The 21,401-nt window shown below is 63.9% G+C and carries 19 protein-coding genes; 1 reads left to right on the top strand and 18 read right to left on the bottom strand.

What is annotated here, in order from left to right:
• Positions 1 to 18: 18 nt before the first annotated feature.
• From C8J33_RS09685 to C8J33_RS09735, 11 genes are all read right to left on the bottom strand, one after another.
• The gene (locus C8J33_RS09685) at positions 19 to 2,277 is read right to left on the bottom strand and encodes a tape measure protein (protein WP_132663896.1); all 2,259 of its coding nucleotides are present in this window, start codon (positions 2,275 to 2,277) and stop codon (positions 19 to 21) included.
• Positions 2,277 to 2,480, bottom strand: coding sequence for a hypothetical protein (locus tag C8J33_RS09690; protein WP_132663898.1), 204 nt, complete (start codon positions 2,478 to 2,480; stop codon positions 2,277 to 2,279). The genes C8J33_RS09685 and C8J33_RS09690 overlap by 1 nt, the downstream gene beginning before the upstream one ends.
• Before the next feature lie 83 nt (positions 2,481 to 2,563).
• Entirely contained in the window at positions 2,564 to 3,772 is a 1,209-nt protein-coding gene (locus tag C8J33_RS09695) for a phage major capsid protein (RefSeq protein WP_132663900.1), read from the bottom strand.
• A 2-nt stretch (positions 3,773 to 3,774) separates the two neighbouring features.
• Complete coding sequence (locus C8J33_RS09700) at positions 3,775 to 4,608, bottom strand: HK97 family phage prohead protease (RefSeq protein WP_245507147.1); 834 nt, start codon at positions 4,606 to 4,608, stop codon at positions 3,775 to 3,777.
• A gap of 5 nt (positions 4,609 to 4,613) precedes the next feature.
• Positions 4,614 to 4,907, bottom strand: a complete 294-nt coding sequence (locus C8J33_RS09705) for a hypothetical protein (protein ID WP_132663902.1) — start codon at positions 4,905 to 4,907, stop codon at positions 4,614 to 4,616.
• On the bottom strand, positions 4,904 to 5,221 hold the full coding sequence (locus C8J33_RS09710; protein WP_132663904.1) for a hypothetical protein: 318 nt from the start codon (positions 5,219 to 5,221) through the stop codon (positions 4,904 to 4,906). The genes C8J33_RS09705 and C8J33_RS09710 overlap by 4 nt, the downstream gene beginning before the upstream one ends.
• Positions 5,222 to 5,322: 101 nt before the next feature.
• Complete coding sequence (locus C8J33_RS09715; RefSeq protein WP_132663906.1) at positions 5,323 to 5,598, bottom strand: hypothetical protein; 276 nt, start codon at positions 5,596 to 5,598, stop codon at positions 5,323 to 5,325.
• Entirely contained in the window at positions 5,592 to 5,969 is a 378-nt protein-coding gene (locus C8J33_RS09720; RefSeq protein WP_132663908.1) for an HNH endonuclease, read from the bottom strand. The genes C8J33_RS09715 and C8J33_RS09720 overlap by 7 nt, the downstream gene beginning before the upstream one ends.
• A gap of 23 nt (positions 5,970 to 5,992) precedes the next feature.
• The gene (locus tag C8J33_RS09725) at positions 5,993 to 6,817 is read right to left on the bottom strand and encodes a hypothetical protein (protein WP_132663910.1); all 825 of its coding nucleotides are present in this window, start codon (positions 6,815 to 6,817) and stop codon (positions 5,993 to 5,995) included.
• A 396-nt stretch (positions 6,818 to 7,213) separates the two neighbouring features.
• A complete protein-coding gene (locus tag C8J33_RS09730) occupies positions 7,214 to 7,819 on the bottom strand; it encodes a nucleoside deaminase (protein ID WP_132663912.1) in 606 nt (201 codons plus the stop codon).
• Positions 7,820 to 7,856: 37 nt separating this feature from the next.
• Complete coding sequence (locus C8J33_RS09735; protein ID WP_132663914.1) at positions 7,857 to 9,116, bottom strand: amidohydrolase family protein; 1,260 nt, start codon at positions 9,114 to 9,116, stop codon at positions 7,857 to 7,859.
• Between the two features lie 263 nt (positions 9,117 to 9,379).
• Here C8J33_RS09735 and C8J33_RS09740 point away from each other — a divergent pair, with 263 nt between their 5' ends.
• A complete protein-coding gene (locus C8J33_RS09740; RefSeq protein ID WP_132664519.1) occupies positions 9,380 to 10,960 on the top strand; it encodes a gamma-glutamyltransferase family protein in 1,581 nt (526 codons plus the stop codon).
• Here the strand turns inward: C8J33_RS09740 and cysG are convergent.
• The 7 genes from cysG to C8J33_RS09775 all read right to left on the bottom strand — a co-directional run bounded on the left by cysG (position 10,953) and on the right by C8J33_RS09775 (position 21,313).
• Positions 10,953 to 12,515 (bottom strand): siroheme synthase CysG, encoded by a 1,563-nt coding sequence (cysG, locus tag C8J33_RS09745; RefSeq protein WP_132663916.1) that lies wholly within the window; start codon positions 12,513 to 12,515, stop codon positions 10,953 to 10,955. The two genes, C8J33_RS09740 and cysG, sit on opposite strands and share 8 nt — an antisense overlap.
• Positions 12,487 to 15,192, bottom strand: coding sequence for a nitrate reductase (locus tag C8J33_RS09750; RefSeq protein ID WP_132663918.1), 2,706 nt, complete (start codon positions 15,190 to 15,192; stop codon positions 12,487 to 12,489). Before C8J33_RS09750 ends, cysG begins: the two co-directional genes overlap by 29 nt.
• A gap of 205 nt (positions 15,193 to 15,397) precedes the next feature.
• The gene (gene nirD / locus C8J33_RS09755; protein WP_132664520.1) at positions 15,398 to 15,739 is read right to left on the bottom strand and encodes a nitrite reductase small subunit NirD; all 342 of its coding nucleotides are present in this window, start codon (positions 15,737 to 15,739) and stop codon (positions 15,398 to 15,400) included.
• 56 nt (positions 15,740 to 15,795) lie between these two features.
• Positions 15,796 to 18,243, bottom strand: a complete 2,448-nt coding sequence (gene nirB, locus C8J33_RS09760; RefSeq protein WP_132663920.1) for a nitrite reductase large subunit NirB — start codon at positions 18,241 to 18,243, stop codon at positions 15,796 to 15,798.
• A 13-nt stretch (positions 18,244 to 18,256) separates the two neighbouring features.
• Positions 18,257 to 19,054: an ABC transporter ATP-binding protein gene (locus C8J33_RS09765; protein WP_132663922.1), complete on the bottom strand. Its 798-nt coding sequence runs from the start codon at positions 19,052 to 19,054 to the stop codon at positions 18,257 to 18,259.
• 14 nt (positions 19,055 to 19,068) lie between these two features.
• Positions 19,069 to 19,959: a nitrate ABC transporter permease gene (gene ntrB / locus C8J33_RS09770; RefSeq protein WP_132663924.1), complete on the bottom strand. Its 891-nt coding sequence runs from the start codon at positions 19,957 to 19,959 to the stop codon at positions 19,069 to 19,071.
• A 61-nt stretch (positions 19,960 to 20,020) separates the two neighbouring features.
• The gene (locus C8J33_RS09775; protein ID WP_132663926.1) at positions 20,021 to 21,313 is read right to left on the bottom strand and encodes a CmpA/NrtA family ABC transporter substrate-binding protein; all 1,293 of its coding nucleotides are present in this window, start codon (positions 21,311 to 21,313) and stop codon (positions 20,021 to 20,023) included.
• Positions 21,314 to 21,401: the final 88 nt, after the last annotated feature.

Here is a 21,401-nt window from a genome sequence, read left to right on the forward strand (position 1 = left end):
ATATTTTACGCGGCTGATTTAGACCCTTTCGCCCCTCTTCCGAGCTTTCCGCACGGCATCGACCGTGCGAGCCGGAAGCTCAGCTTTCAGCGTGGCGACTTGTCGCTCGACACGCGCCAGACCTTCCTTGTCGGCTCCGGGCGCGTTGATTGTGATGTTAACCGGAGCGGATACGGTAGAGCCTGAAGAGCTTTTCGGAAGCGCAGGCAACAGCGGCGCCGCCAGCTTGCTGCCATCCACGGCCCCACCATCGGCCAGCCTGATTGCGCGGCCAGCATTGATCACTTCCAGAAGACGCCGGTTCTGCTTCGTGGCTGCCGCATTGACGACGAACTCCCCGTTGGAAAGCTGCGCCGGGATACTGTCACTCGTGGACGTGCCGGGACCGGAAACCTTGCCGCCGCCCGCAGCCTTGATACCGCCCATGGCCATTCCCGCTCCCGGCCCGCCGCCGCCGCCGCCGCCGAAAATGGTCCCAATGATGCTGCCGAAGATACCGCCGCCAGATCCACCGCCGCCGTTGAGCAGGCTATTCAAGGCGCTATCGAGCAGCATATCGCCAACCTTTTTCAGCGCGTTCGCCAGCGCCTCGCTGGCCTTCACGCCGTTCATGAGGTCATCGACCAGGCCGCGCGCCACATCCTTGGAGCCATCCCGGAACGCCTCGACGGCCTGCTTGTTGGCGCGCTGCGCCTCCGCCAGCTTCGTGCTGGCGGCTTCGGCCTCCCCATACTTCGTCGCCAGCGCCAGCATGGCCTCTGCCTGCTCACGCGCGGCCGGCGACAGGTTTTCGAAATCACCTTTCAGCAGCTGCTCGACGCTCGACAATTCCTTGCCGGCCGCCGTGCCTTTCTGCTTCGCCGCCGTCAACAGCTCGCCAGCGATCGAGGCGCGCTCCTGCGACAGTCCATAGTCCTCGATCAGCGGATTGAGCGTGGCCTGCGCCGCCGTCTCCATCTCGATCGCGGCGGTGCGCTCCTTGATGCGGTCCACGAGCTGCTGATAATCGTCCGTCGAGCGCCCGCCGCCGCCGCCCTTCCTGCCGCCGCCCGATCCACCAGACCCGCCAGAGCCTTTCTTAGGCGCGGGCGAAACCGGGTAGTCCTTGATCGAGATCGGCTTGACGACAGGCGGCGGGGTGACCTCCGGCGCGGCCGGCAGTCGGCCGGTCTTCGGCGCGGCAGGATCTTCGAAGGCCTGGTCAATCCGGTTCTGGATCGCATCTTCCTTCATGCTCGTGCCGAGCGGCTTGCCCTGAAAGATGTCCTGATTGATTTGGCCCATCTTATTGATGATGCCGGGAATGCCGCCCATGACCTGACGGAAGAGAGACGCGCGCTCGATCGCCGTGTTGATCCAGCCGATGAAAGCGCCGATGTCCGAGTTTGCGACAGCCTGAAGCTGTGCACCAAACCCGGCAACCGATGACGTTAGATTGTCGATCGCCGCGGCGAACTGGTCGCCGGCGCCGGTCACCTTGTTGAACTCGCCCGCCACATCTACAAGCGTGTTCCGAAACCGGACCATGGCCTGTGAGATCGTGCCTTCCGCATCCTTGACCTTTTCTTCCATTGCCGTAGTGCCGGCAATGACGCCCTGGAAGAGCGCGGCCGAAGAGAGATCGCCGCTCAACATGAGATTACGCAGCTTGGTTACCGAACCCGCCGCTTCCTCGATGCCGTCAGCAGCGGCCTGAAGGATCGTAGGCGCGCCCTCGATGAGAGACTGAAACTCTTCCGCACGAACCGTGCCGCCTGCCAGCGCCTGCGACAACTGCTGCAACGCGCCGCTGGCCTGCACTGTGTCCGTGCCGCCGACCCTGAGTGCAAGGCCGATGCTGTCCACGAACTGCTTCATTTCTGGCTGCGTTGCGCCCAGCTCCTTCTGCGTCAGCGAAAGCTTGCTGTAGAGCTGCACCAATGCCTCAATGGGAACCGCGTTCTTTTGGGCGGAGGCAAAGAGATCGTCATACACGCTCTTCAGTTCACTACCCGACAGACCGGCAACCTTCAGTGCATTAGAGATGCCCGTGGCCGTGTCGATAAGTTCCTTTCCCGCTCCGAGCGAAAAGCCAACGCCGAGAGCACCACTCAGCAAGGCAACACCCTTGCCGGCCGTGGCCCATATCTGCTGGATTTTCTTGGCAACGGCTTCATGCTCCCGCTGGACGGCGCGCATCTGACGGTTCGTCACGCCGCGAGCGCGCTCCATTTCGCGCTGATATTGCTTGATGTCGGCAGAGAGCTGCACGACGAGTTTTTCAACGTCCGTTGCCATTAATGCACCTCCTGCGAAACGTTCTCAGCCCGCACGATCGCCGCGCCGTGATCGAGCGACGCCGCGAAATCTAGGCTGTTGCAGCCCTCCTTTGCGGCAGCCAGTGAGCCAACGAGGAGCGCCGTCGCGATGTCCTGTCGGGAAAATCCTTGGTCCTGCATGACCGCCATCATGTGGAAAACGAAATCATCAGCATCGGCCATCTGGCACTCCTCGAAAGGCTGAAACCAAAAGGCGTGGGCGATCGATCTGACCGCCCACGCCTCACGTGAAGACTGGCAGCGGATCAGGTCACGTTGCCGAAGTCACCGTAGGTCAGGGCCTTCGGGCGCTTGATGGCAAGGCCGATACGCTCCTCCGCCAGAATGGCGACGAGGTTGCGGACAAAGAAATCCGCATGCTCCGTGGAGACCTCGACGCGGGCCTGCCAGCGGTCATAGAGCGTGCCAGCCGCCTGGAACGCACCGACAAGGAACTTGTCCACGGCCATGGCCGGCGTCGAGACAACAGGCAGACCGAACAGCAGGGAAGCGATGTTCTGGCCCGGCGCGCCGAGGAGATATTCGCCGTCTGCGTTCTTCAGCAGGCGCATGCGCATCCAGTCGGCCGAGGAGACAACCACGCCGTCCGGCTCCAGATCCGTGAGAGCCGTCTGCAGGATGCCGAGGCCGATGGTGTCTATCATCGTCGCACCCGGCACGACGAACGGAGCGGTGAAGGCCGTCGCCTGCGTCACCATCCCGAGGAGGTTCTGTCCGACGCCGGAACCGTTGAGCAGCTGTTCCTCTTCCTTCAGCTTCAGGCCATAGATCAGCTCGCCGTCGATCACATCGCGCAGCTGCGGCGCGTCATCGAGGATCTGCCGCGAAGCAGGGATCCAGTGCGCGATGACTCGCATCTGGGTCTGCACAAGCTCCAGCGCCATGGCGCTTTCCGGCTTCAGAGCACCCTCCTCCACCATCGCCGCCGCACCCGGCCGCGTCACGAGGCGAGGATATTCGACAAAGCCGGAACTGACATTCACGACAGGCAGGAGGTTGCGGATCGTGAAACGGCGCTGCGGGAGACCGACGTACGGGTCACGCGCGGCCGGAGCCAGCGCGCCGGCCGAATTTTCTGCCGTGGTGATTGTTGCCTTGACCTGCACGCTCACCCGGCCAGGGCGCGCCTGCTGATTTGCGAACGATTTGACGTCATCGTCGTCAGAAAACTGCTTGCCGATCGTATCGGGCATGCTGTCGTCGAGGCCGCTGCGACGGGAGGCCTTCTGCGCAAGCTCGAACAGCTCGGCGCCATGGTTTTCGATCTGCTGCTTCATCGCAGCCAGTTCGTCATTTGTGGCTCCGAGTTTGCTGAGCGTTTCAGCGGCATGGTCCCCAAACTTGCGGGAGAGGGCTTCCAGCGGACTGCCGGTATCCTTCGTGAGATAGCCGGCGCTGTTGAGGAGATGCGCTGTTGCGCGCTTTACCGCTGCCGGCTTCTGGTGGAGTGTCATGTTTAAAGACCTTTCAGGGCTTGGGTTGCACGGTCGATTGCGGCGGCTAGCCGCGTTACTTCGTCCGTGTCGATCTCATTTTCTTTGGAGAGGGCTTTCCAGCCGCCGGCGGCGACCAGCTGTGCCGCGCTTTTCGACAGGCCGCCTTCACGCAGCATGTCTACGAGTTCGGCCTTGGAGTTGAAGGATTTGACAGTCTCTGTCATTGCCTCACGGTTCGCAGGGAAGGTAACAATGCTGATCTCAAAGAGATCGAGCTCCAGAAGATCTCGAGGCGTGCCGGGCTTCACCTTCTTTTCGCGATAGCCGATGGACATTCCATCGACATCGCCGGCCAGCAGGTGCTCGTAAGCATCCTTGCCGTTCGTGGTCTTGAGGTTGAGTTGCCCGACGACATAGAGGCCGCGACCGTCCTCGCGCATCTCCAGCCACTTGCCGATTGGCACCGTATTGTCATGCTGCCAAAGCATTTTCGGCATCGTGCCGCGCTGGCGATGGTCTGCCAGCGTTTTCGCGAAAGCGCCTGCAATGACGCGCTCGCCGTAGTGATCGACGTCGAGGAACGTTGAGCCATAGCCCGTGATGCGGCCGTTTGCATCGGCCTTGACCTCGATTGAGGGCGCATCAGCGTATTTGAGAGTTGAGGAAGACTTGAGCAGCAGTTGAGACATGGGCGCACCTTCGGAAACGTCAAAACACGCGAGCCGATGGCCCGCTTTGTGCTTCGCGCCCGGTATGGTCGCCGGTACTGCCGAAGGTGGATTGTCTTGTTGCGCCCGAGTCCAGCCGGTGGCGCTTTCGATCAAGCCGAAGCGGAACATGCCAGCATCGCGCATCGTCGTCAATGCCCCCTGCCTGTCGGCTTGTCTTCGCCGGTGATGCTGTGGAAAAGTCCACCGTCAACTTTCGCCGCGAACTGGCGGAGCGCTTCGGCTGCTTTAGGCGAGCCGTCGATCTTGCAGGCCTGCGCGATCGCGTAGGTCAGCAGCCGGTCGAGCGCCATGGCGACCGGCGCACCGGCGTCGTTCACCATCATCAGCAGCGCCCGCTCGGTAATGACGTCGCAGACCTGCTTGACCTTGGCCCAGCGCTCCTGTTCGCGTTCGTTTTCGATCGTTGTTCTCTTCGGGGTCATGTGCGGCTCCTTCGCTTGATGATGGCCATGATTTCGTCCTGTGTCGGGGCGCGGCCGCCGAACTTGCGGCGCATTTCGGCCAGCATGCGCCGGCCGTCTGCCTGGTACTGCCGAGCGTAGCGGCGGCCTCGCTCCTCCTTGCACTTGAACGAGCAGACCTCGCGGCGCGAGTGCGCCGGCTTCTCGAAATCCGCGTCACAGATCGAGCACTTCAGCTGAACTGCCGCCGGTAAATTAAATCGGGAAATATTATCGCAAACGGCTTCCTCTCTTTGGTTTTCATCAACGTTTACAGTGTCTTGACTTTCCGTCATGGCTGGCTTCGCCTCTGGATTGGGGTTTGACCGGAAATAAATCGGCTGAGCAAAAAAAACCTCTGAATGCGGGGGACGCGGGTGTACACGCGAAGGCCCTCTCAGACTTTCGATGCCCCCCCTCCGTCGATGACCGTCAGCCTCGGCCGCTCCTCCGTCTCGCTGCCTCGATGGTCCTCGTCGTCCCACTCGATCGTATTGGCTATGCATCGAAGGACTGTCGCCGCATGGTCGCGACCGACCTCCTGAACAAGCATCTTGAGCGATGCGGTCGAGAGGATCGTCCGCACTTCCACAGGGTCTGCACCCTCAGCAATCAATCGAGCGCACAGCTCTGCGACCTCTGCCCGCACATAGTCCCAGCCCAAGCTCACCATGCTGCCCGCTCCTCGCGCTGCTTGTGGCTGTCGTGGTAGGCCTTGCTCACCGTCTGAATGTTTGCCTTGTCCCAGAACAGCGCGAGGTCGCCACGATGCGGGATGATGTGGTCAGCTACCGGGCTGTTGGGAGCCGGGAACTTGCCCAGGCAGATCACGCCCGTCTGCTGGCAGGTCCAGTTGTCACGAGCGTACACCTCGTCGCGCAGCTTCCGCCACGCTCGGCTGTTGTACAGCTTGCGTGAGGCCTGAAGCCTGTCACGCTCCCTCGTCCTCTCGCGCTCAGCCTGCTCCCGGTCGACAGGCTTCGGCGTGCCGAGCCGAGGTGCAGCGGGCGCAAGCCTTGGCGGCAATGTCTTCAGTCTACCCATGTATATCTCCTGTTTTCTATGTATTACTGTAAACAATACTTCGAGACGTTCGCGGCAAGCTCGAGCTTTCCAGCCTCCATAAGCTTGTCCCGAATGAATGATATTCCTCGATGATACTTTTGCCGCTCCTCGCGCGTCGCCTCTTCGGCAATGCGTTCCGGCAACCACTCGATCACTTCGCCGTAGATCCGCGATCCGCACCGCAGGAGATCCGCGTTCCAGCGTTCGCTTGCCTTCCGCTCGCTGCGTATCGGAGCGTCTGCTTTGGGTGCAACCTTTAGGCGAATACCATCTTCATCAAGAGCCGATCTTGGCTTCGGCTTGCTCTGCGTTTTCGGTTCCGGCTCAGCAACAGAACTCGACGCCTGAGACGTGGTAGGGCTCAGTGGGTGATTAACAGGAGTTAACTGTACAGGAGTTAGGGTGACGCTAGCGTCACTATTCAAAGTGACGCTAGCGTCACTATTCGAGCCCTCGTCATCGTCATAACGGCCCATGAAAATGGCTTCGATATCGCTGTGAAGCTCACGAAATCGCTGCCACCTCGGGGTGTAATTGCACGTGCTCGTTTTGCCCTTGCCGGCCTTGCGGAACTTGTCGAAGAGGCGGCCGGGACCGGTGCAGAGCGCGTTGGTCGCGTTGATCACGTTGCGGGGTGCGATCTTCGACATCGCCGCCAGGCGCTCGACGGACGGAAAGCACGTGTCATCCGTTGCGCCTACATGACGCAGGATCGCGTTCGCGACGAACATCTCAGCGCGCGTCAGCCCAAGGTGACCCGACGAGATCACCTTGAAGGCGGCGGTAACGTCGCCCTTCTGTCGGTCGGTCTTTCCGCGCGGCGGCATCAGTCGGCCGACGCTTCCTGTCGCGCAATGCGAGCCAGACGGACCGCCTCAACGGCGTCGACATTGCCAAGGTCGTATGACTGTTTGACGTAGTGGATGATGGGACGCGGGCAGCTATCAAGATGCTGCGTAAGCCATGCAACGGCACGCTCTAAACGGTCCGAGACCGTAGCAATTTCGTTTGACAAAACCGGGCTAAGGTCTTGTTTATCGCAGTCGGGTTTGACAACTTTTTCTGCGTAAGGTAGTGCAAAACCACGGGTAGCACGGGATTGAAAATCCGCGTGTCGGTGGTTCAAATCCGCCTCCGGGCACCATTTCCCCGAAGTTACTCTGAGGTTTTGCGTCGTGGCGGGTCACTGATCTCGCTAGTGCAATACGTCCTGCCCAGCCCGCTCACCAAGCTCCCACATGCACCGCCCCAGCCTCATCCTCCAGGCACGGGCCCACCACCGCGATCGTCTTTTGCCCCGCGGCGAAGACGGCGCGGGAAGGGAGGTCCATTGTGGGGTTGTCGGGGTGGTCTCCGGTGAGGGTTTTCAGGGCGTGTTCGGAGAGGCCGTAGACGACGCGGCCGATGCCGGTCCAGTAGATGGCGCCGGCGCACATGGCGCAGGGTTCGGCCGAGGAATACATGGTGCATGTGGCGAGGAAGGGTTCGCGGTAGCGTTTGGAGGCTTCGGTCGCGAGCAGGCGTTCGGCGTGGGCGGTGGCGTCGAGGTCGGGGAAGTAGCCGTTTTCCATTTCGATCAGCACCTCGCCTTCAGGGCCTGTCAGAAGCGCGCCGAAGGGCATGTTGCCGTGGGTCTGGGCGCGGCGGGCGATGTCGAAGGTTTGTCGCAGGAGGCGGGCGTCGGCTTCGGTGAGAGGCGGGCTTGCAGAGGGCGGGTTGCCTGGGGCTTCGGCGGCCTGCGTGCTGCTCGCCTCACGTGGCCGCGCTGGAACGCGGTCGATCGCGGCCGGGTTCGTCGATGTCTGGTCGGCTGTCGTCTTCTCGCTCATGGCGTGCTCCTTGTTCTCCCGTGGGACGTTTGCGCTTTCAGGGGCGTGAGGCTGTCGAGATAGGACGGAAGAGTTGGGGCGGCGGGCGCTCGAAGGTCTGGCGGCCGTTCTTCCAGGCGGCCGTGGCCGTGGCCGGGCCGGCGATGGCCTGCGCGGCGGAGGGGGCCGACAGGAGGACGAGGGTGGCGGGATCGCCGATGGCGGGCGGCAGGGCACTCAGGCCGAGCAGGCGTTCCGCGTTGACCGTGATCATATCGAAAACGCCTGCGAGAGCCTGCTCTGTGCCCAGTTGCGCGACATTCGCGTAGAGATTGGCCATGCGCAGCAGCGAGACGTCGCCGAACGGGGTGAACGGGTTCAGCACATTGTTGGTTGAAATGGTGGTGAGCACGCCGAGGCTTGCAAGGCGGTGGGCCGGCGTGACGCCGCGGGGAACGAGATGCGTCGCGGCGCGGCCGGTGAGGAAGAGGTCGGTCGCCGGGAGGACGGTGACGGCGATGCCGGCTTCCGCGATCTTCCGGGCGATCTCCACAAATGCCTCCGGCGGTAGCGCGGACAGTTTGGTGACGTGACCAACGGAAACCCGGCCCTGGTAACCGCGCCGCAGCGTCTCGGCGATGACCGTCGGCAGGTTGGAGCCTTCGGGGTCGAGATCGAAATCCAAGTGAAAATCGACGGACACGCCGTGGCGTTCGGCAAGGTCGAAGATGGCGGCGATATGCGCCTGCGGATCGGGATCGGTATAGGGACAGCCGCCGACGAGATCGGCGCCGGACCGCAGCGCCGCATCCAGCATCTCCAGCGTGCCCGGATCGTTGGTCAGACCTTCCTGCGCGAAGGCGCAGATCTCGATGTCGATCAGCGCGCGATAGTCGGCCCGGAGCTGTTTGATCGCCTCGAAAGAACGGAAGCCGGCCCGTCCGTCGATTTCGACGAAGGTGCGGATGCGGTTCGTGCCGTTGACGATCGCCTGCTCCACGACATCCGCGGCCCTTGCGTAGACGTCCGACTGCGTAAAGGCGGCCTTGGCGCGCGAGGTCTCGGCGACCGCTTCGGCCAGCGTACCGGTGCAGAGCGTGCAACGGCCGATGATGCTGGCCTTGTCGAGATGCAGATGGGTTTCGACGAGGCCACGGCAGAGGAGATGGCCCTCGGCATCGCGTTCCGGCGCGTCGCAGACGAAGGATCGCGTTGCGCTTTCGGCGATGCCGGCTATGACGCCGTTTTCGAACGCGATATCGGTTACGCCTTCCCTTCCCTGCAGGCGGGCATTGCGGATCACGAAATCGATGGTCATTGTTGCCTCGCAATCGCTCGGGTGCAGACCCCATAGCATTTCTTGTTCAGGCCGATTCACCTGAACAAGAAATGCTATAGATTCAAAGTGTAGAGCGACCTTTGCGCGTTCAGATAAACGCGCGGCGCTCTACGGGTCAGCGAAGTTGAAACGGGTTTTCGCGAGAACGCAAGGCCGGAGATGGTGATGAATCGATGAGCGGGCAGCAATCCACGGAAACGTCTGGGATGGCGGGCAAGGAACCTGCGCGCGGGCGCGGCGGCATGGTCACCAGTCCGCATGTTCTGGCAAGCGAAGCGGGTGCGCGCGTGTTGCGGGAGGGCGGCAATGCGCTGGAAGCCTGTATCGCGACAGGTGCTGCCATCGCCGTGCTCTACCCGCACTTCTGCGGTCTGGGCGGCGATGCCGTGTGGATCGTTGCCGATCCCGATGGCCGGCGGACCTGCTTTCTGGGCATCGGGCAGGCGGCGCGACAACTGCCCGCGCGAAGCGGAAATGAGGCCGGCATTCCCCTTCGCGGTGCAGGCTCGGCGCTGACCAGCGCCTGCGTGGTGGACAGCTGGGGGCATGCGCATGCCTACTCAGCGCGGCACTGGGGCGGAACGCGAACCTTCGCCAGCCTGCTGGACGATGCCATCGGCTTTGCGAAGGACGGATTTCCGGTCACGGCGTCGCAGGCCTTCTGGCTCGACTTCCGCAAGGCGGAGGCCGTGAACTGGCCGGGTTTTGCCGAGGTGTTCATGCCCGGGGGTACTGCTCCAGAGGTCGGTGCGATCTTTCGCCAGCCGCAGCTTGCCCGCACGCTCGAACGGCTGGCGGCGGATGGACCGCATGCCTTCTACGAAGGGCCGCTGGCGCAGGCGATCGCAGACGGGCTGCGCGCGGCCGGATCTCCGCTGACAGCAGTGGATCTGGCAGAAACGCGAACGCGGGAAGAAGCACCGGCAAGCCTTGTCTATCGCGGCGTGGAACTGCTGGCGCCACCGCCACCGACGCAGGGCGTGACGACGCTGGCCATCATGGGCATTCTCGCGCATTTCGACCTAGCCGAACTTGAGGCCGGAAGCGCCGATCACTTGCATCTCTGCGTAGAGGCCGTGAAGCAGGCCTTTCTCGACCGGCACGGGATTGCCGATCCCGACGTCAGCGAGCAGCGTGTCGATGCGCTTCTCGACCCCGGCCATCTCGCGGCCCGGGCGCAGGCTATCGATATCACCCAGGCACGGGTCTGGCCGGATGTGTTTCGTACCGGCGACACCGTGTTCTTCGGCGCGACGGATGCCGAGGGGCGCAGCGTCAGCGTGCTCCAGAGCACCTATTTCGACTGGGGAAGCGGTGTGGTCGTGGGCGATACCGGCATTCTCTGGCAAAACCGGGGTGCCGCCTTCTCGCTCGACCCCGGCCATCCCAATGTGCTGGCGCCGGGCAAGCGGCCCTTCTACACGCTCAACCCCGGCATGGGCCTGCGCAACGGGCGCCCGGCGCTGATCTACGGAACCCAAGGGGCCGATGGGCAGCCGCAGACGCTGGCCATGCTTCTCACCCGGCTGATCGATTTCGGCGAAGATCCGGCACAGGCGCTTGCCGGCCCGCGGTTTCTTCTCGGCAAGACCTTTTCCGACAGCCGCGACAGCCTGAAGCTCGAAGCGGATGCAGGTGAGGCGGTTTTCGAAACGCTTGCCTCACGCGGCCATCTGCTGTCACCCCTGCCCGCGCAAAGCCCGATCGCCGGACAGGCGGGCGTCATTCGGGTGAACGCGGACGGCACGCTCGACGGTGCGCATGATCCGCGTGGGGATGGCATCGCCATCGCCGTCGACGAAGATATGTCGCCGGCTAAATAGCGATCCGCTGTGGCTGGAAATCCGTGATGTCGTTCGGGGCGACCATGTCGCTTTCGGCGGAGCCCCTGGGAAAGACGCTACCGACGCCGATGAGGACTGGATTGTCGTAACCGATCTCGGAGATGCCGATGTGCATGGTCGATACCGTGCCGTGCCAGCGCCGTTCCTCCGCGCGGCTGATGTTGGAGGCGATGACCACCGGCATGGCACCGGACATACCCTCGGCCATCAGGCGCTCGGCAATGGCAGGGGCCGTGCGGCCGCCCATGTAGAAGACGGTCGTGGTGCGCGGGTCGGCGCAGGCGCGCCAGTCGACATCGGTCGGCAGGCAGCCTTTGCGCGAATGGCCGGTGATGAAGCGGACGGCGTGGGTGTGGTCGCGGTGGGTCAGGGACACGCCGAGGCGGGAGGCAAGCGCGCTGGCGGCGGTGATGCCGGGAACGACGTCCACAGGAATGCCATGCGCCTCCAGGCAGGCGATCTCCTCGCCGGCCCGGCCGAACACCATGGGATCGCCGCTCTTCAGGCGCACCACGGTCTTGCCGGCTTTGGCGAAGGTGACCATCATCGCGTTGATGTCTTCCTGCTTGCAACTGGTGCGGCCGCCTCGCTTGCCGACCAGCATGCGCTTGGCCTCCCGCCGGGCAAGCTCCAACACGTCGCCGGAGACGAGATCGTCGAACAGGATGACGTCTGCGGCCTGCAGCGCACGAACGGCTTTCAAGGTCAGCAGTTCCGCATCGCCTGGGCCGGCGCCGACCAGCGTGACTTTACCGAGACCCGGTCCACCGCGCGTCTCCCTGCGCCTAGCGGCCAGACGATCGGCTTCGGCGACGAGATCCGCAGCGCTCTCCGCTGTGGGAACACTGGTGAAAGCCCGATCGACGAAGCGTTCCCAGAAGGCACGCCGCTCCGGGCCCGGATGCAGACGCGCACTGACAGCGTCGCGGAGCGACTGGGCCAGCATCGACCAGCCCTTGATGCTCTGCGGCAGCAGCGTCTCGATGCGGCGGCGGATCGCCTGCGCCAGGATCGGCGCGGCGCCATCGGTGGAGATCGCGACGACGACTGGCGAGCGGTTGACGATGGAGCCGAACTGGAACTGGCAGAAAGCCGGCTTATCGATGACATTGACCGGCACGCCGGCTGCGACCGCGGCCTCGTAAAAGGCGCGCGCCTCGTCTTCCTCCTCGCAATCGGCAATGGCGAGAGCGGCACCGGGCATGATGCCTGCGGTCCACGCCTGTGGATGGTGGACGAAGGTGCCACGCGCCCGACCTGCCGCGCTGTCTTCAGCATGACGCAGGAGCATATCGGCAAAGACGTCGCAAAGCGTGTCGTCGGGTGCGTAGACGTGAACCTCGGCGCCACAGGCGGCGAGAAGTTCGGCCTTCCAGCATGCACCTTCCGTGCCGCCGGCAAGGACGACGCGCTTGCCTTCTAGACCCCAGAAGACGGGGAGTTTTGCCAGAGCCTCGACGCGAGCGGTAGACCTTGAGGGCAAACCCTCGCGGGAGGCGGTGGCGTTATTCGGCAGCAGCGATACGCGTTCCATTGAGGATCTCCCTGATCTCTGCGCGGCAGGAGCCGCAATTGGTGCCTGCGTTAAGAGCCTTGCCGATGGCCTCGACCGTGCAGCATCCGCCGGCCGCTGCGGTGACGATCTGGTTGATGCCGACGTTGAAGCAGGAACAGACCGTGGCGCCGGGATCGACCGCCTCGGCGCCCGGGCGGCCCGCGACGACCGCAAAGCGGCGCCGCAGATCGGCATGAGTGGCGCCCAGCTGGGCGATGGCCCAGTTTCTGGCGACGGCCACGGGGCGCGGGCTGAGGAAGACGGCGCCGAGCAGCCGCTCGCCGTCGAAGAAGGCCAGCCGGATATGGCCGGTGACGGCATCGCGGTAGCCGAGGGGTTCAAGTCCGGGGGGAATGCCGAGCGTTTCGACACTCCAACCGGTCCAGTCGCGATCCTGCACCCCGCCCTCCTCCCCGAAAGGCAGGGGTGCAGCCGCAAACTCCATCCGCCAGCCACCGGCCGCCCGTGCGAGGGCGTGATAGGCGAGCGGATGAGAGGAGGATTTGGAGATTTCGGGCTTTTCGACCGAGATGGCAAAGCCGTAGAGCCCGACATCGAGCTTGGCAGCGGCGACGGCCACATGCTTGGAAGCGGGCTGTCCGGACACGGGATCCACCAGCCCCGGCACCAAAGCATCGATGCGGGCGGCGGAGGCGAACTGATCGTTCCAGTGCATGGGTGCAAACAGGTGCCCCGGCTTCTGGCGCGGCGTCACGAGAGCGCGCAGCACCGCGCGTCCCTGCGGGCTTTCCAGCACCACGAGGTCGGCCGGCGTCAGGCCGAGCGACCGGGCGTCGTCCGGGTGGATCTCCACAAAGGGTTCGGCGAAATGCGCGGTCAGGCGCGCCGTCTTGCCGGTGCGCGTCATCGTGTGCCACTGGTCGCGGATACGGCCGGTATTGAGCGCGAAGGGATGTGCTGCCGTCGTCCGTTGATCACGGGCGGGGATGACGGGGACGAAGCGCGCCCGGCCATCCGGATGGTAGAAGCGACCGTCTGCGAAGAAACGGCTGTCGGCCGCATTCGGGGCCGTGCCGGCTGGCTGTGGCCACTGGAAGGGCGCGAGCGCGTCGTAGGCATCCGCCGTGATATCGGTATGGGCGCCGATGTCGAAATCGCGGTTTCCCTCGTTCTCAAAGGCGGAGAGTGCAGCGTGCTCGGCAAAGACGGCAGCGGGACCGACGAAATCGAAGGCGGTATCAAAGCCCATGCGCCGTGCAACCTCAGCCATTTGCCACCAGTCGGCTTTCGCCTCGCCCGGTGCGCTCAAAAACGCCCGCTGGCGCGAGATACGGCGTTCGGAATTGGTGACCGTTCCGTGCTTTTCACCCCAGCCGAGCGATGGTAGCAGCACATGGGCATGCGCCGTTGTATCGGTCTCGGCCATGACGTCGGAGACGACGACGAAGGGACAGGCCACAAGTGCCGCCCGTACGAGATCGGCTTCGGGCATGGAGACGATGGGGTTGGTCGCCATGATCCAGATCGCCTTCACCCGGCCATCCGCAACGGCGCGGAAGAGATCGACGGCTTTCAGGCCCTGCTTGTCGGCGATGGCAGGCGACTGCCAGAAGCGCTGGACGGTGTCGCGATCCTCCGTGCTTTCGATCGCCATATGGGCGGCGAGCATGTTGGCAAGGCCCCCGACCTCGCGTCCGCCCATGGCATTCGGCTGGCCGGTGAGCGAGAACGGCCCCATGCCGGGCTTACCGATGCGGCCGGTGGCAAGGTGGCAATTGATGATGGCATTGACCTTGTCGCTGCCGGAGGAAGACTGGTTGACCCCCTGGCTATAGCAGGTGACGACGCGCTCGCTGGCCGCAAACAGCGCGTAGAAGGCTTCGATATCCGCGGCATCGAGCCCCGTGCTTTCCACCACCTCGGCGATGCCGAGATGTGCGACGCGGGACAGGGCGGCTTCGAAGCCTTGCGTGTGATCGTCGACGAAAGCCCGGTCGAGCATGCTTCTCGCGGCGAGATCGGCGAGCAGGCCGCCGAACAAGGCCGTGTCGCCATCGGGCAGGATCGACAGGTGCAGGTCGGCGATATCGCTGGTCGCGGTGCGGCGCGGATCGATGACGACCACCTTCATCTGCGGCCGGGCGGCTTTGGCAGCAGCGAGGCGCTGGTAGATGACCGGGTGGCACCAGGCGAGGTTGGAGCCGGTGAGGACGACGAGATCGGCAAGCTCGATATCCGCATAGGTGCCCGGCACCGTATCCGACCCGAAGGCACGCCGATGGCCGGCAACCGAAGAGGACATGCAGAGGCGGGAATTGGTGTCGATGTTCGCCGAGCCGATGAACCCCTTCATCAGCTTGTTGGCGACGTAATAGTCCTCGGTCAGAAGCTGGCCCGAGACATAGAAGGCGACCGAGTCCGGTCCGTGCTGCCGGATGGTTTCGGCGAACGTCGTGGCGACCAGATCGAGCGCCGCATCCCAGGACGCAGGCGCGCCTGATATGTGGGGCGTGAGCAGGCGACCGTCGAGATCGATGGTTTCGGCGAGCGCCGAGCCCTTGGAGCAGAGCCTGCCGAAGTTCGCCGGATGATCGGGATCGCCACGCACCGAAACGGCACCGGTCTCCTCGACGCGAGCGATCACGCCGCAGCCGACACCGCAATAGGGACAGGTGGTCTTGGTTTCAACGGGCATCGATATTTCCCAAGGTTGACGCGAGGGATAGCCCCTCATCCGGCTGCCGCCACCTTCTCCCCGCAGGCGGGGAGAAGGAATTTGTGGCACGGGCTCAGACTCGATCATGAGCCTTCGAGATAGAAGCGAGCGCTTGCCGCATGTCCCTTCTCCCCGCCTGCGGGGAGAAGGTCCCGGCAGGGGGATGAGGGGCTGATACCGGCCCCTATTCCGCCGCGACGAGCAGGCTAAGGGTATCGACCGCGATCGACAGGAATCCATCGCGGTTGCGGATCGGGATGGTGCGAACCGCGCCTTCGTCGGCACCCTGCGCCTGTCCGGTTTCGAGCGAGATCACCATGTTGTGCAGCGGGCACGTGACGGATGTCCCGTGGACGATGCCCTGCGATAGGGGGCCGGCCTTGTGGGGGCAGCGGTCCTCCATCGCAAAGACCTGATCGTCCGCCGTGCGGAAGACGGCGATGCGGCCCTGGGGCGTACGGACGCAGCGGGCACCGCGCAGGGGAATGTCGTGAATCGTGCCGATATCGACCCAGTTGACGCCCAAACCAGCCTCGAAACCGGCCGCATCGCTTTCCCGGATGTTCTTCGTTTCCATGGCCATCACTCCGCCGCTTCCGCCATGCCGACGACGGCCATGGGTTTGAACTCGTGCTTGTCCTTGCCGGAGACGCGCTCCGACCAGGGATCGACCTGTGCGAATGTCTGGGAGAACACGAAGCGGTCGAAATAGCCCTTGCGCTTTTCCGCGTCGCCCATGATCTGGCGGCGGATTTCGTCCAGCCCGACGCGCTTTGCCCATTTGTAGATGCGCTCGAGGTAGCGGCCCTGCTCGCGGTACATCTGCGCCAGCGCCACGATGTGTTCGAGGGCTTCGTCTTCGGTGGCGACGAGGCCCAGCACTTCGGTGCCCTTGATGTCGAGGCCGGCAGCGCCTGCAAAATGGATCTCGTAGCCACTATCGACGCAGATGACGCCGATGTCCTTGCAGGTCGCTTCCGCGCAGTTGCGCGGACAGCCGGACACGGCGAGCTTCAGCTTGGCCGGCGTCCAGGAGCCCCACATGAACTTCTCCAGCCGGATTCCGAACCCGGTCGAATCCTGCGTGCCGAAGCGGCACCAGTCCGTGCCCACGCAGGTCTTCACGGTACGAAGACCTTTGGCATAGGCCTGCCCCGAGACGAAGCCGGCCTTGCCGAGATCCGCCCAGACGGCCGGCAGGTCTTCCTTGTGGATGCCTAGAAGGTCGATGCGCTGCCCGCCGGTCACCTTGACCATGGGGATCTCGAACTTGTCGACCACGTCGGCGATGGCGCGCAGTTCGCCGGCATTGGTGACGCCGCCCCACATCCTGGGAACGACGGAATAGGTGCCGTCCTTCTGGATGTTGGCGTGGACGCGTTCGTTGATGAAGCGCGACTGGTAGTCGTCGGCATACTCATCCGGCCAGTCGCAGACGAGATAGTAGTTGAGCGCCGGCCGGCACTTGGCGCAGCCGCAGGAGGTCTTCCACTCCAGTTCCTGCATGACGGCCGGAATGGTCTTGAGCCCCTTGGCGACGATCAGGCGGCGCACGTCGTCGTGGCCGAGATCGGTGCACTTGCACATGGGCTGGACGGCCGCCGGGTTGTAGCTGTCGCCGAGCGTCAGCACCATCAGCTGCTCGACGAGGCCGGTGCAGGAGCCGCAGGAGGCGGAGGCCTTGGTATGGGCGCGCACGTCGTCGAGCGACGTCAGGCCCTTGGCGTTGATCGTGCCGACGATCTTGCTCTTACAGACGCCGTTGCAGCCGCAGATTTCCGCATCATCCGGCAAGGCTGCAACGGCCGCCGTAGGGTCCAGCGGGCTGCCCCCCTGATAGGCCTGGCCGAAAATAAGGGTATCGCGCATCTCGGAGATGTCGGTTCCCCGCTTGATCATATCGAAGAACCAGGCGCCGTCGGCCGTCTCGCCGTAGAGCACGGCGCCGACGATGCGATTGTCCTTCAGCACGAGGCGTTTATAGACGCCGGCGGTGGCGTCGCGCAGCACGATCTCCTCGCGGTCCTCGCCTTCGGCGAAGTCGCCGGCCGAGAACAGGTTGATGCCGGTGACCTTGAGCTTGGTGTTGACCACAGAGCCCCGGTACTCCGAGGCGCCGCCGATCAGCCGATCCGCGAGTGTCTTCGCGCTTTCATAGAGCGGTGCGACGAGGCCGTAGCAGACGCCGCGGTGCTCGGCGCATTCGCCGAGCGCGTAGATCGAGCCGTCCGACGTCATCATGCCGTCGTCCACCACGATGCCGCGGTTGGTGACGACGCCCGCCTCCTTGGCGAGTTGGGCTGCCGGTCGGATGCCGACGGCCATCACGACGATGGTGCCTTCGATCACCCGGCCGTCTTCGAGCTCGATGCCCTCGACCTTGTCCTCGCCGACGATGCGCTTGGTGTTCGCCTTGGTGATGATCTCGATGCCGCGATCGTTGAGGGCCTTTTCGAGCAGGTAGGCCGCCGGCGGATCGAGCTGGCGCTCCATGATGGTGGGCATGATGTGGATGACGGTGACATCCATGCCCTGGCGCTTGAGGCCGTAGGCGGCCTCAAGCCCGAGCAGACCGGCGCCGATGACGATGGCACGACCGCCGCGCTTGGTGGCATCGAGCATCTTCTCGACATCGTCCAGATCGCGATAGGCGAGAACGCCGAGCAGCGTGTGTCCCGGTACGGGGATGATGAAGGGCAGCGAGCCGGTCGCAATAACCAGCTTGTCGTAGCTCTCGGTGACGCCGTTCGCCGAGGTCACGGTCTTGGCGGTGCGGTTGATGCCGGTGACCTTCGCGCCCTTGTGCAGCGTCACGCCGTGGCGGGCGTACCAGTCGTCGCCATGGATGACGATGTCTTCGTAGAGCTTCTCGCCGGAGAGGACCGGCGACAGCATGATGCGGTCGTAGTTAACGCGCGGCTCGGCGTTGAAGATCACGACGTCGTAGAGGCCGGGGGCCTGTTCGAAGAGTTCTTCCAGCATGCGGCCGGGCGCCATGCCGTTGCCGATGATGACCAGTTTCTGTTTCATGTCATCCTCTCCTTCAAGCGGCTTCCACGAGGCGGTGGCGCTCGTAGAGGAATTTCAGGACGGCTTCCCGGCACTTCAGGTAGCTGCGGTCGGTGGCCAGCTCGATGCGGTTGCGCGGGCGGGCGATCGGCACGTCGAGGATCTCGCCGATGCGGGCCGCCGGGCCGTTGGTCATCATGACGATGCGGTCGGAGAGCAGTACGGCCTCGTCCACGTCGTGCGTGATCATCAGCACGGTGTTGCCGAGTTTCGCATGGATCTGCATGACCTGATCCTGCAGGTGGGCGCGGGTGAGCGCATCGAGCGCGCCGAAGGGCTCGTCGAGCAGCAGCACCTTCGGCTCCATGGCGAGCGCACGGGCGATGCCGACGCGCTGCTTCATGCCGCCGGACACTTCGGAGGGCTTCTTGTCCTTCGCATGGGTCATCTGCACGAGATCGAGATTGCGCATCACCCAGTCATGGCGTTCCGCCTTCGACTTCTTGCGGGAGAAGACCTTGTCGACGGCAAGCGACACGTTTTCGTAGACGGTGAGCCAGGGAAGGAGCGAGTGGTTCTGGAAGACCACCGCGCGCTCCGGGCCGGGCTCGGAGACTTCCTTATTTTCGAGCAGCACCGCACCGCTGGTGACTTTGGTCAGGCCGGCGACGAGGTTGAGCAGCGTGGACTTGCCGCAGCCGGAATGGCCGATGATCGAGATGAACTCGCCCTTTTCGACGCCGAGCGAGACCTGCTTGAGGACTTCGGAGACCTGGCCGTTGCGCTCGAACGACTTGTCGACCAGTTCGATGGAGAGATAGGATTTTGCCATGGAAACGTTCTCCTTCAGGCCGTTGCAGTGCCGCGGGTGACCAGGCGGCCGATGAATGCGATGAAGCGATCGAGGAAGAAGCCGACGACGCCGACGTAGATGAGGGCGACGATGATGTCGCTGATGAGCGACGAATTCCACGCATCCCAGATGAAGAAGCCGATGCCGACGCCGCCGATGAGCATTTCGGCCGCGACGATGGCGAGCCAAGAGAGGCCGATGCCGATGCGCAGGCCCGTGAAGATGTAGGGGGCGGCGGCCGGCAGCATGATCTTGGCGAAATATTCGAACTGGTTGAGGCGTAGCACCTTGGCGACGTTCTGGTAGTCCTGCGGGATATTGCGGATGCCGACGGCGGTGTTGATGATGACCGGCCAGACCGCGGTGATAAAGATGACGAAGATCGCCGAGGGATTGCCGTCCCGGAAGGCGGCGAGCGACAGCGGCAGCCAGGCGAGCGGCGGCACGGTGCGCAGGATCTGGAAGATCGGGTCGAGACCCTTCATGGCCCACTGGCTTTGCCCGACGAGCACGCCCATGGCGATGCCGACGACGACGGCGATGGCATAGCCGACCGCCACGCGCTGAAGGCTGGCCATGATGTGCCAGGCCATGCCCTGGTCGGTGCCCTGACCGATGTAGAAGGGGTGGACGATGAGATCCCAGCTCTCGGCCATCACCCGGGTCGGGGATGGCAGGCTCGATGTCGGGGAGGAACAGATGAGCTCCCAGGCGGCGAGCAGGACGAGCAGCGTGACGAGCGGCGGCACGAGATCACTTGCAATGGCCGAGAGGCGCCGCATGAGCTGCGATGGGGCCGGACGCTTGGCCGGCGCGGAGAAGGTGACGACCTGAGCACTCGGCTTTGCCTTGGCGGGGGCCGTGTTGAGATTGGTGACGGACATGCCGGTCTCCTGAGAATGAGGGTTGCGGCCGGAGCACAAGGCGCCGGCCCATCGGGTCCGGTCAGGCGAAGCGCTTGATCGACAGGCTCTGCAGGTAGGCTTCCGGGTTTGCCGGATCGAAGGTCTTGCCGTCGAAGAAGGTCTCGACGCCGCGCGATGTGGAGGCGGGTACGTCGGTAATGCCGAGATCCTTGGCGGCGGCGCGCCAGATGTCCTCGCGGTTGACCTTGGAGATCAGCGCCTTGATGTCGGTGTCCGGCGCATACTTGCCCCAGCGCATATCCTCGGTCAGGAACCAGGCGTCATGGCTCTGGTAGGGGTAGGAAGCGTGGTCGGCCCAGAACTTCATGAGGTGCGGGCTCTGGTCGACCACCTTGCCGTTGCCGTAGTCGTACTGACCCTTCAGGCGGCCAACGATGTCCTTTGCCGGCACGTTGAACCAGGCGCGCTTGCCGATGATGGCGGCCATCTCTTCCTTGTTGACCATGTCGTCGCACCACTGCTGGGCTTCCATGATGGCCATGGTCAGTGCCTTGGCGGCATTCGGGTTGGCTTCCACCCAGTCGCTGCGCATCGCAAAGGATTTTTCGGGGTGCTTGTCCCAGATCTCGGCCGTGTTGACCGCGGTGTAGCCGATGCCCTGGTTGACCAGCTGCGCATTCCACGGCTCGCCGACGCAGAAACAGTCCATGGTGCCGACCTTCATGTTGGCGACCATCTGCGGCGGGGGAACGACGATGGTTTCGACATCCGTATCCGGATCGATGCCGCCGGCTGCCAGCCAGTAGCGGATCCAGAGATCGTGCGTGCCGCCGGGGAAGGTCATGGCGACCTTGGCAGCCGTGCCCTCGGCCTTCTTCTTGGCGAAAACTTCCTTCAGCACGCCCGAGTCGATGCCGACCTTCAAATCCGCATAGGCCGAGCCGACGGAGATCGCCTGGGCATCGAGGTTGAGCCGGGCGAGGATGGACATGGGCAGCGGCTGGTTGTTCTGGGTCACCTTGCCGGCCGAGATGAGGTAGGGCATGGGGGTGAGGATATGCGCGCCGTCGATGCCGTTACCGGCCGAGCCGAGCACCAGATTGTCGCGCGTTGTGCCCCAGGACGCCTGCTTGACGACATTCACCTCGGTCATGCCGTGCTTGTCGAAGAAGCCCTTTTCCTTGGCGATGATCAGTGGCGAGCTGTCCGTCAGCGCGATGAAGCCGAGCGTTGCCTTGGTGGTCTCCGGCCCTGCCCCTTGCGCAAAGGCGCCACTGGGGAAAGCAGCCTTCATGGCCGTAAGGAGTGCTGCGGTGGCCGTGGTCTTGAGGATCGAGCGGCGGCTCAGGGACGGGGTCGGAATGCGGGTCATCGAAGGATATCCTCTGGTGAAACGGGCGGAAGCTTGGAAATTTCGGCACAAAAAAACGCCGCTCGGAAAATGCTTCTCAAGGAGCCTG

Source organism: Rhizobium sp. PP-CC-3G-465 (assembly GCF_004343445.1).
Classification (GTDB): Bacteria; Pseudomonadota; Alphaproteobacteria; order Rhizobiales; family Rhizobiaceae; genus Ferranicluibacter; species Ferranicluibacter rubi.

Coding starts and splice junctions, on each gene's coding strand:
- C8J33_RS09685 (WP_132663896.1), bottom strand. CDS start 2,277: ATGGCAACGGACGTTGAAAAACTCGTCGTGCAGCTCTCTGCCGACATC.
- C8J33_RS09690 (WP_132663898.1), bottom strand. CDS start 2,480: ATGGCCGATGCTGATGATTTCGTTTTCCACATGATGGCGGTCATGCAG.
- C8J33_RS09695 (WP_132663900.1), bottom strand. CDS start 3,772: ATGACACTCCACCAGAAGCCGGCAGCGGTAAAGCGCGCAACAGCGCAT.
- C8J33_RS09700 (WP_245507147.1), bottom strand. CDS start 4,608: ATGCGCGATGCTGGCATGTTCCGCTTCGGCTTGATCGAAAGCGCCACC.
- C8J33_RS09705 (WP_132663902.1), bottom strand. CDS start 4,907: ATGACCCCGAAGAGAACAACGATCGAAAACGAACGCGAACAGGAGCGC.
- C8J33_RS09710 (WP_132663904.1), bottom strand. CDS start 5,221: ATGACGGAAAGTCAAGACACTGTAAACGTTGATGAAAACCAAAGAGAG.
- C8J33_RS09715 (WP_132663906.1), bottom strand. CDS start 5,598: ATGGTGAGCTTGGGCTGGGACTATGTGCGGGCAGAGGTCGCAGAGCTG.
- C8J33_RS09720 (WP_132663908.1), bottom strand. CDS start 5,969: ATGGGTAGACTGAAGACATTGCCGCCAAGGCTTGCGCCCGCTGCACCT.
- C8J33_RS09725 (WP_132663910.1), bottom strand. CDS start 6,817: ATGCCGCCGCGCGGAAAGACCGACCGACAGAAGGGCGACGTTACCGCC.
- C8J33_RS09730 (WP_132663912.1), bottom strand. CDS start 7,819: ATGAGCGAGAAGACGACAGCCGACCAGACATCGACGAACCCGGCCGCG.
- C8J33_RS09735 (WP_132663914.1), bottom strand. CDS start 9,116: ATGACCATCGATTTCGTGATCCGCAATGCCCGCCTGCAGGGAAGGGAA.
- C8J33_RS09740 (WP_132664519.1), top strand. CDS start 9,380: ATGGTCACCAGTCCGCATGTTCTGGCAAGCGAAGCGGGTGCGCGCGTG.
- cysG (WP_132663916.1), bottom strand. CDS start 12,515: ATGGAACGCGTATCGCTGCTGCCGAATAACGCCACCGCCTCCCGCGAG.
- C8J33_RS09750 (WP_132663918.1), bottom strand. CDS start 15,192: ATGCCCGTTGAAACCAAGACCACCTGTCCCTATTGCGGTGTCGGCTGC.
- nirB (WP_132663920.1), bottom strand. CDS start 18,243: ATGAAACAGAAACTGGTCATCATCGGCAACGGCATGGCGCCCGGCCGC.
- C8J33_RS09765 (WP_132663922.1), bottom strand. CDS start 19,054: ATGGCAAAATCCTATCTCTCCATCGAACTGGTCGACAAGTCGTTCGAG.
- ntrB (WP_132663924.1), bottom strand. CDS start 19,959: ATGTCCGTCACCAATCTCAACACGGCCCCCGCCAAGGCAAAGCCGAGT.
- C8J33_RS09775 (WP_132663926.1), bottom strand. CDS start 21,313: ATGACCCGCATTCCGACCCCGTCCCTGAGCCGCCGCTCGATCCTCAAG.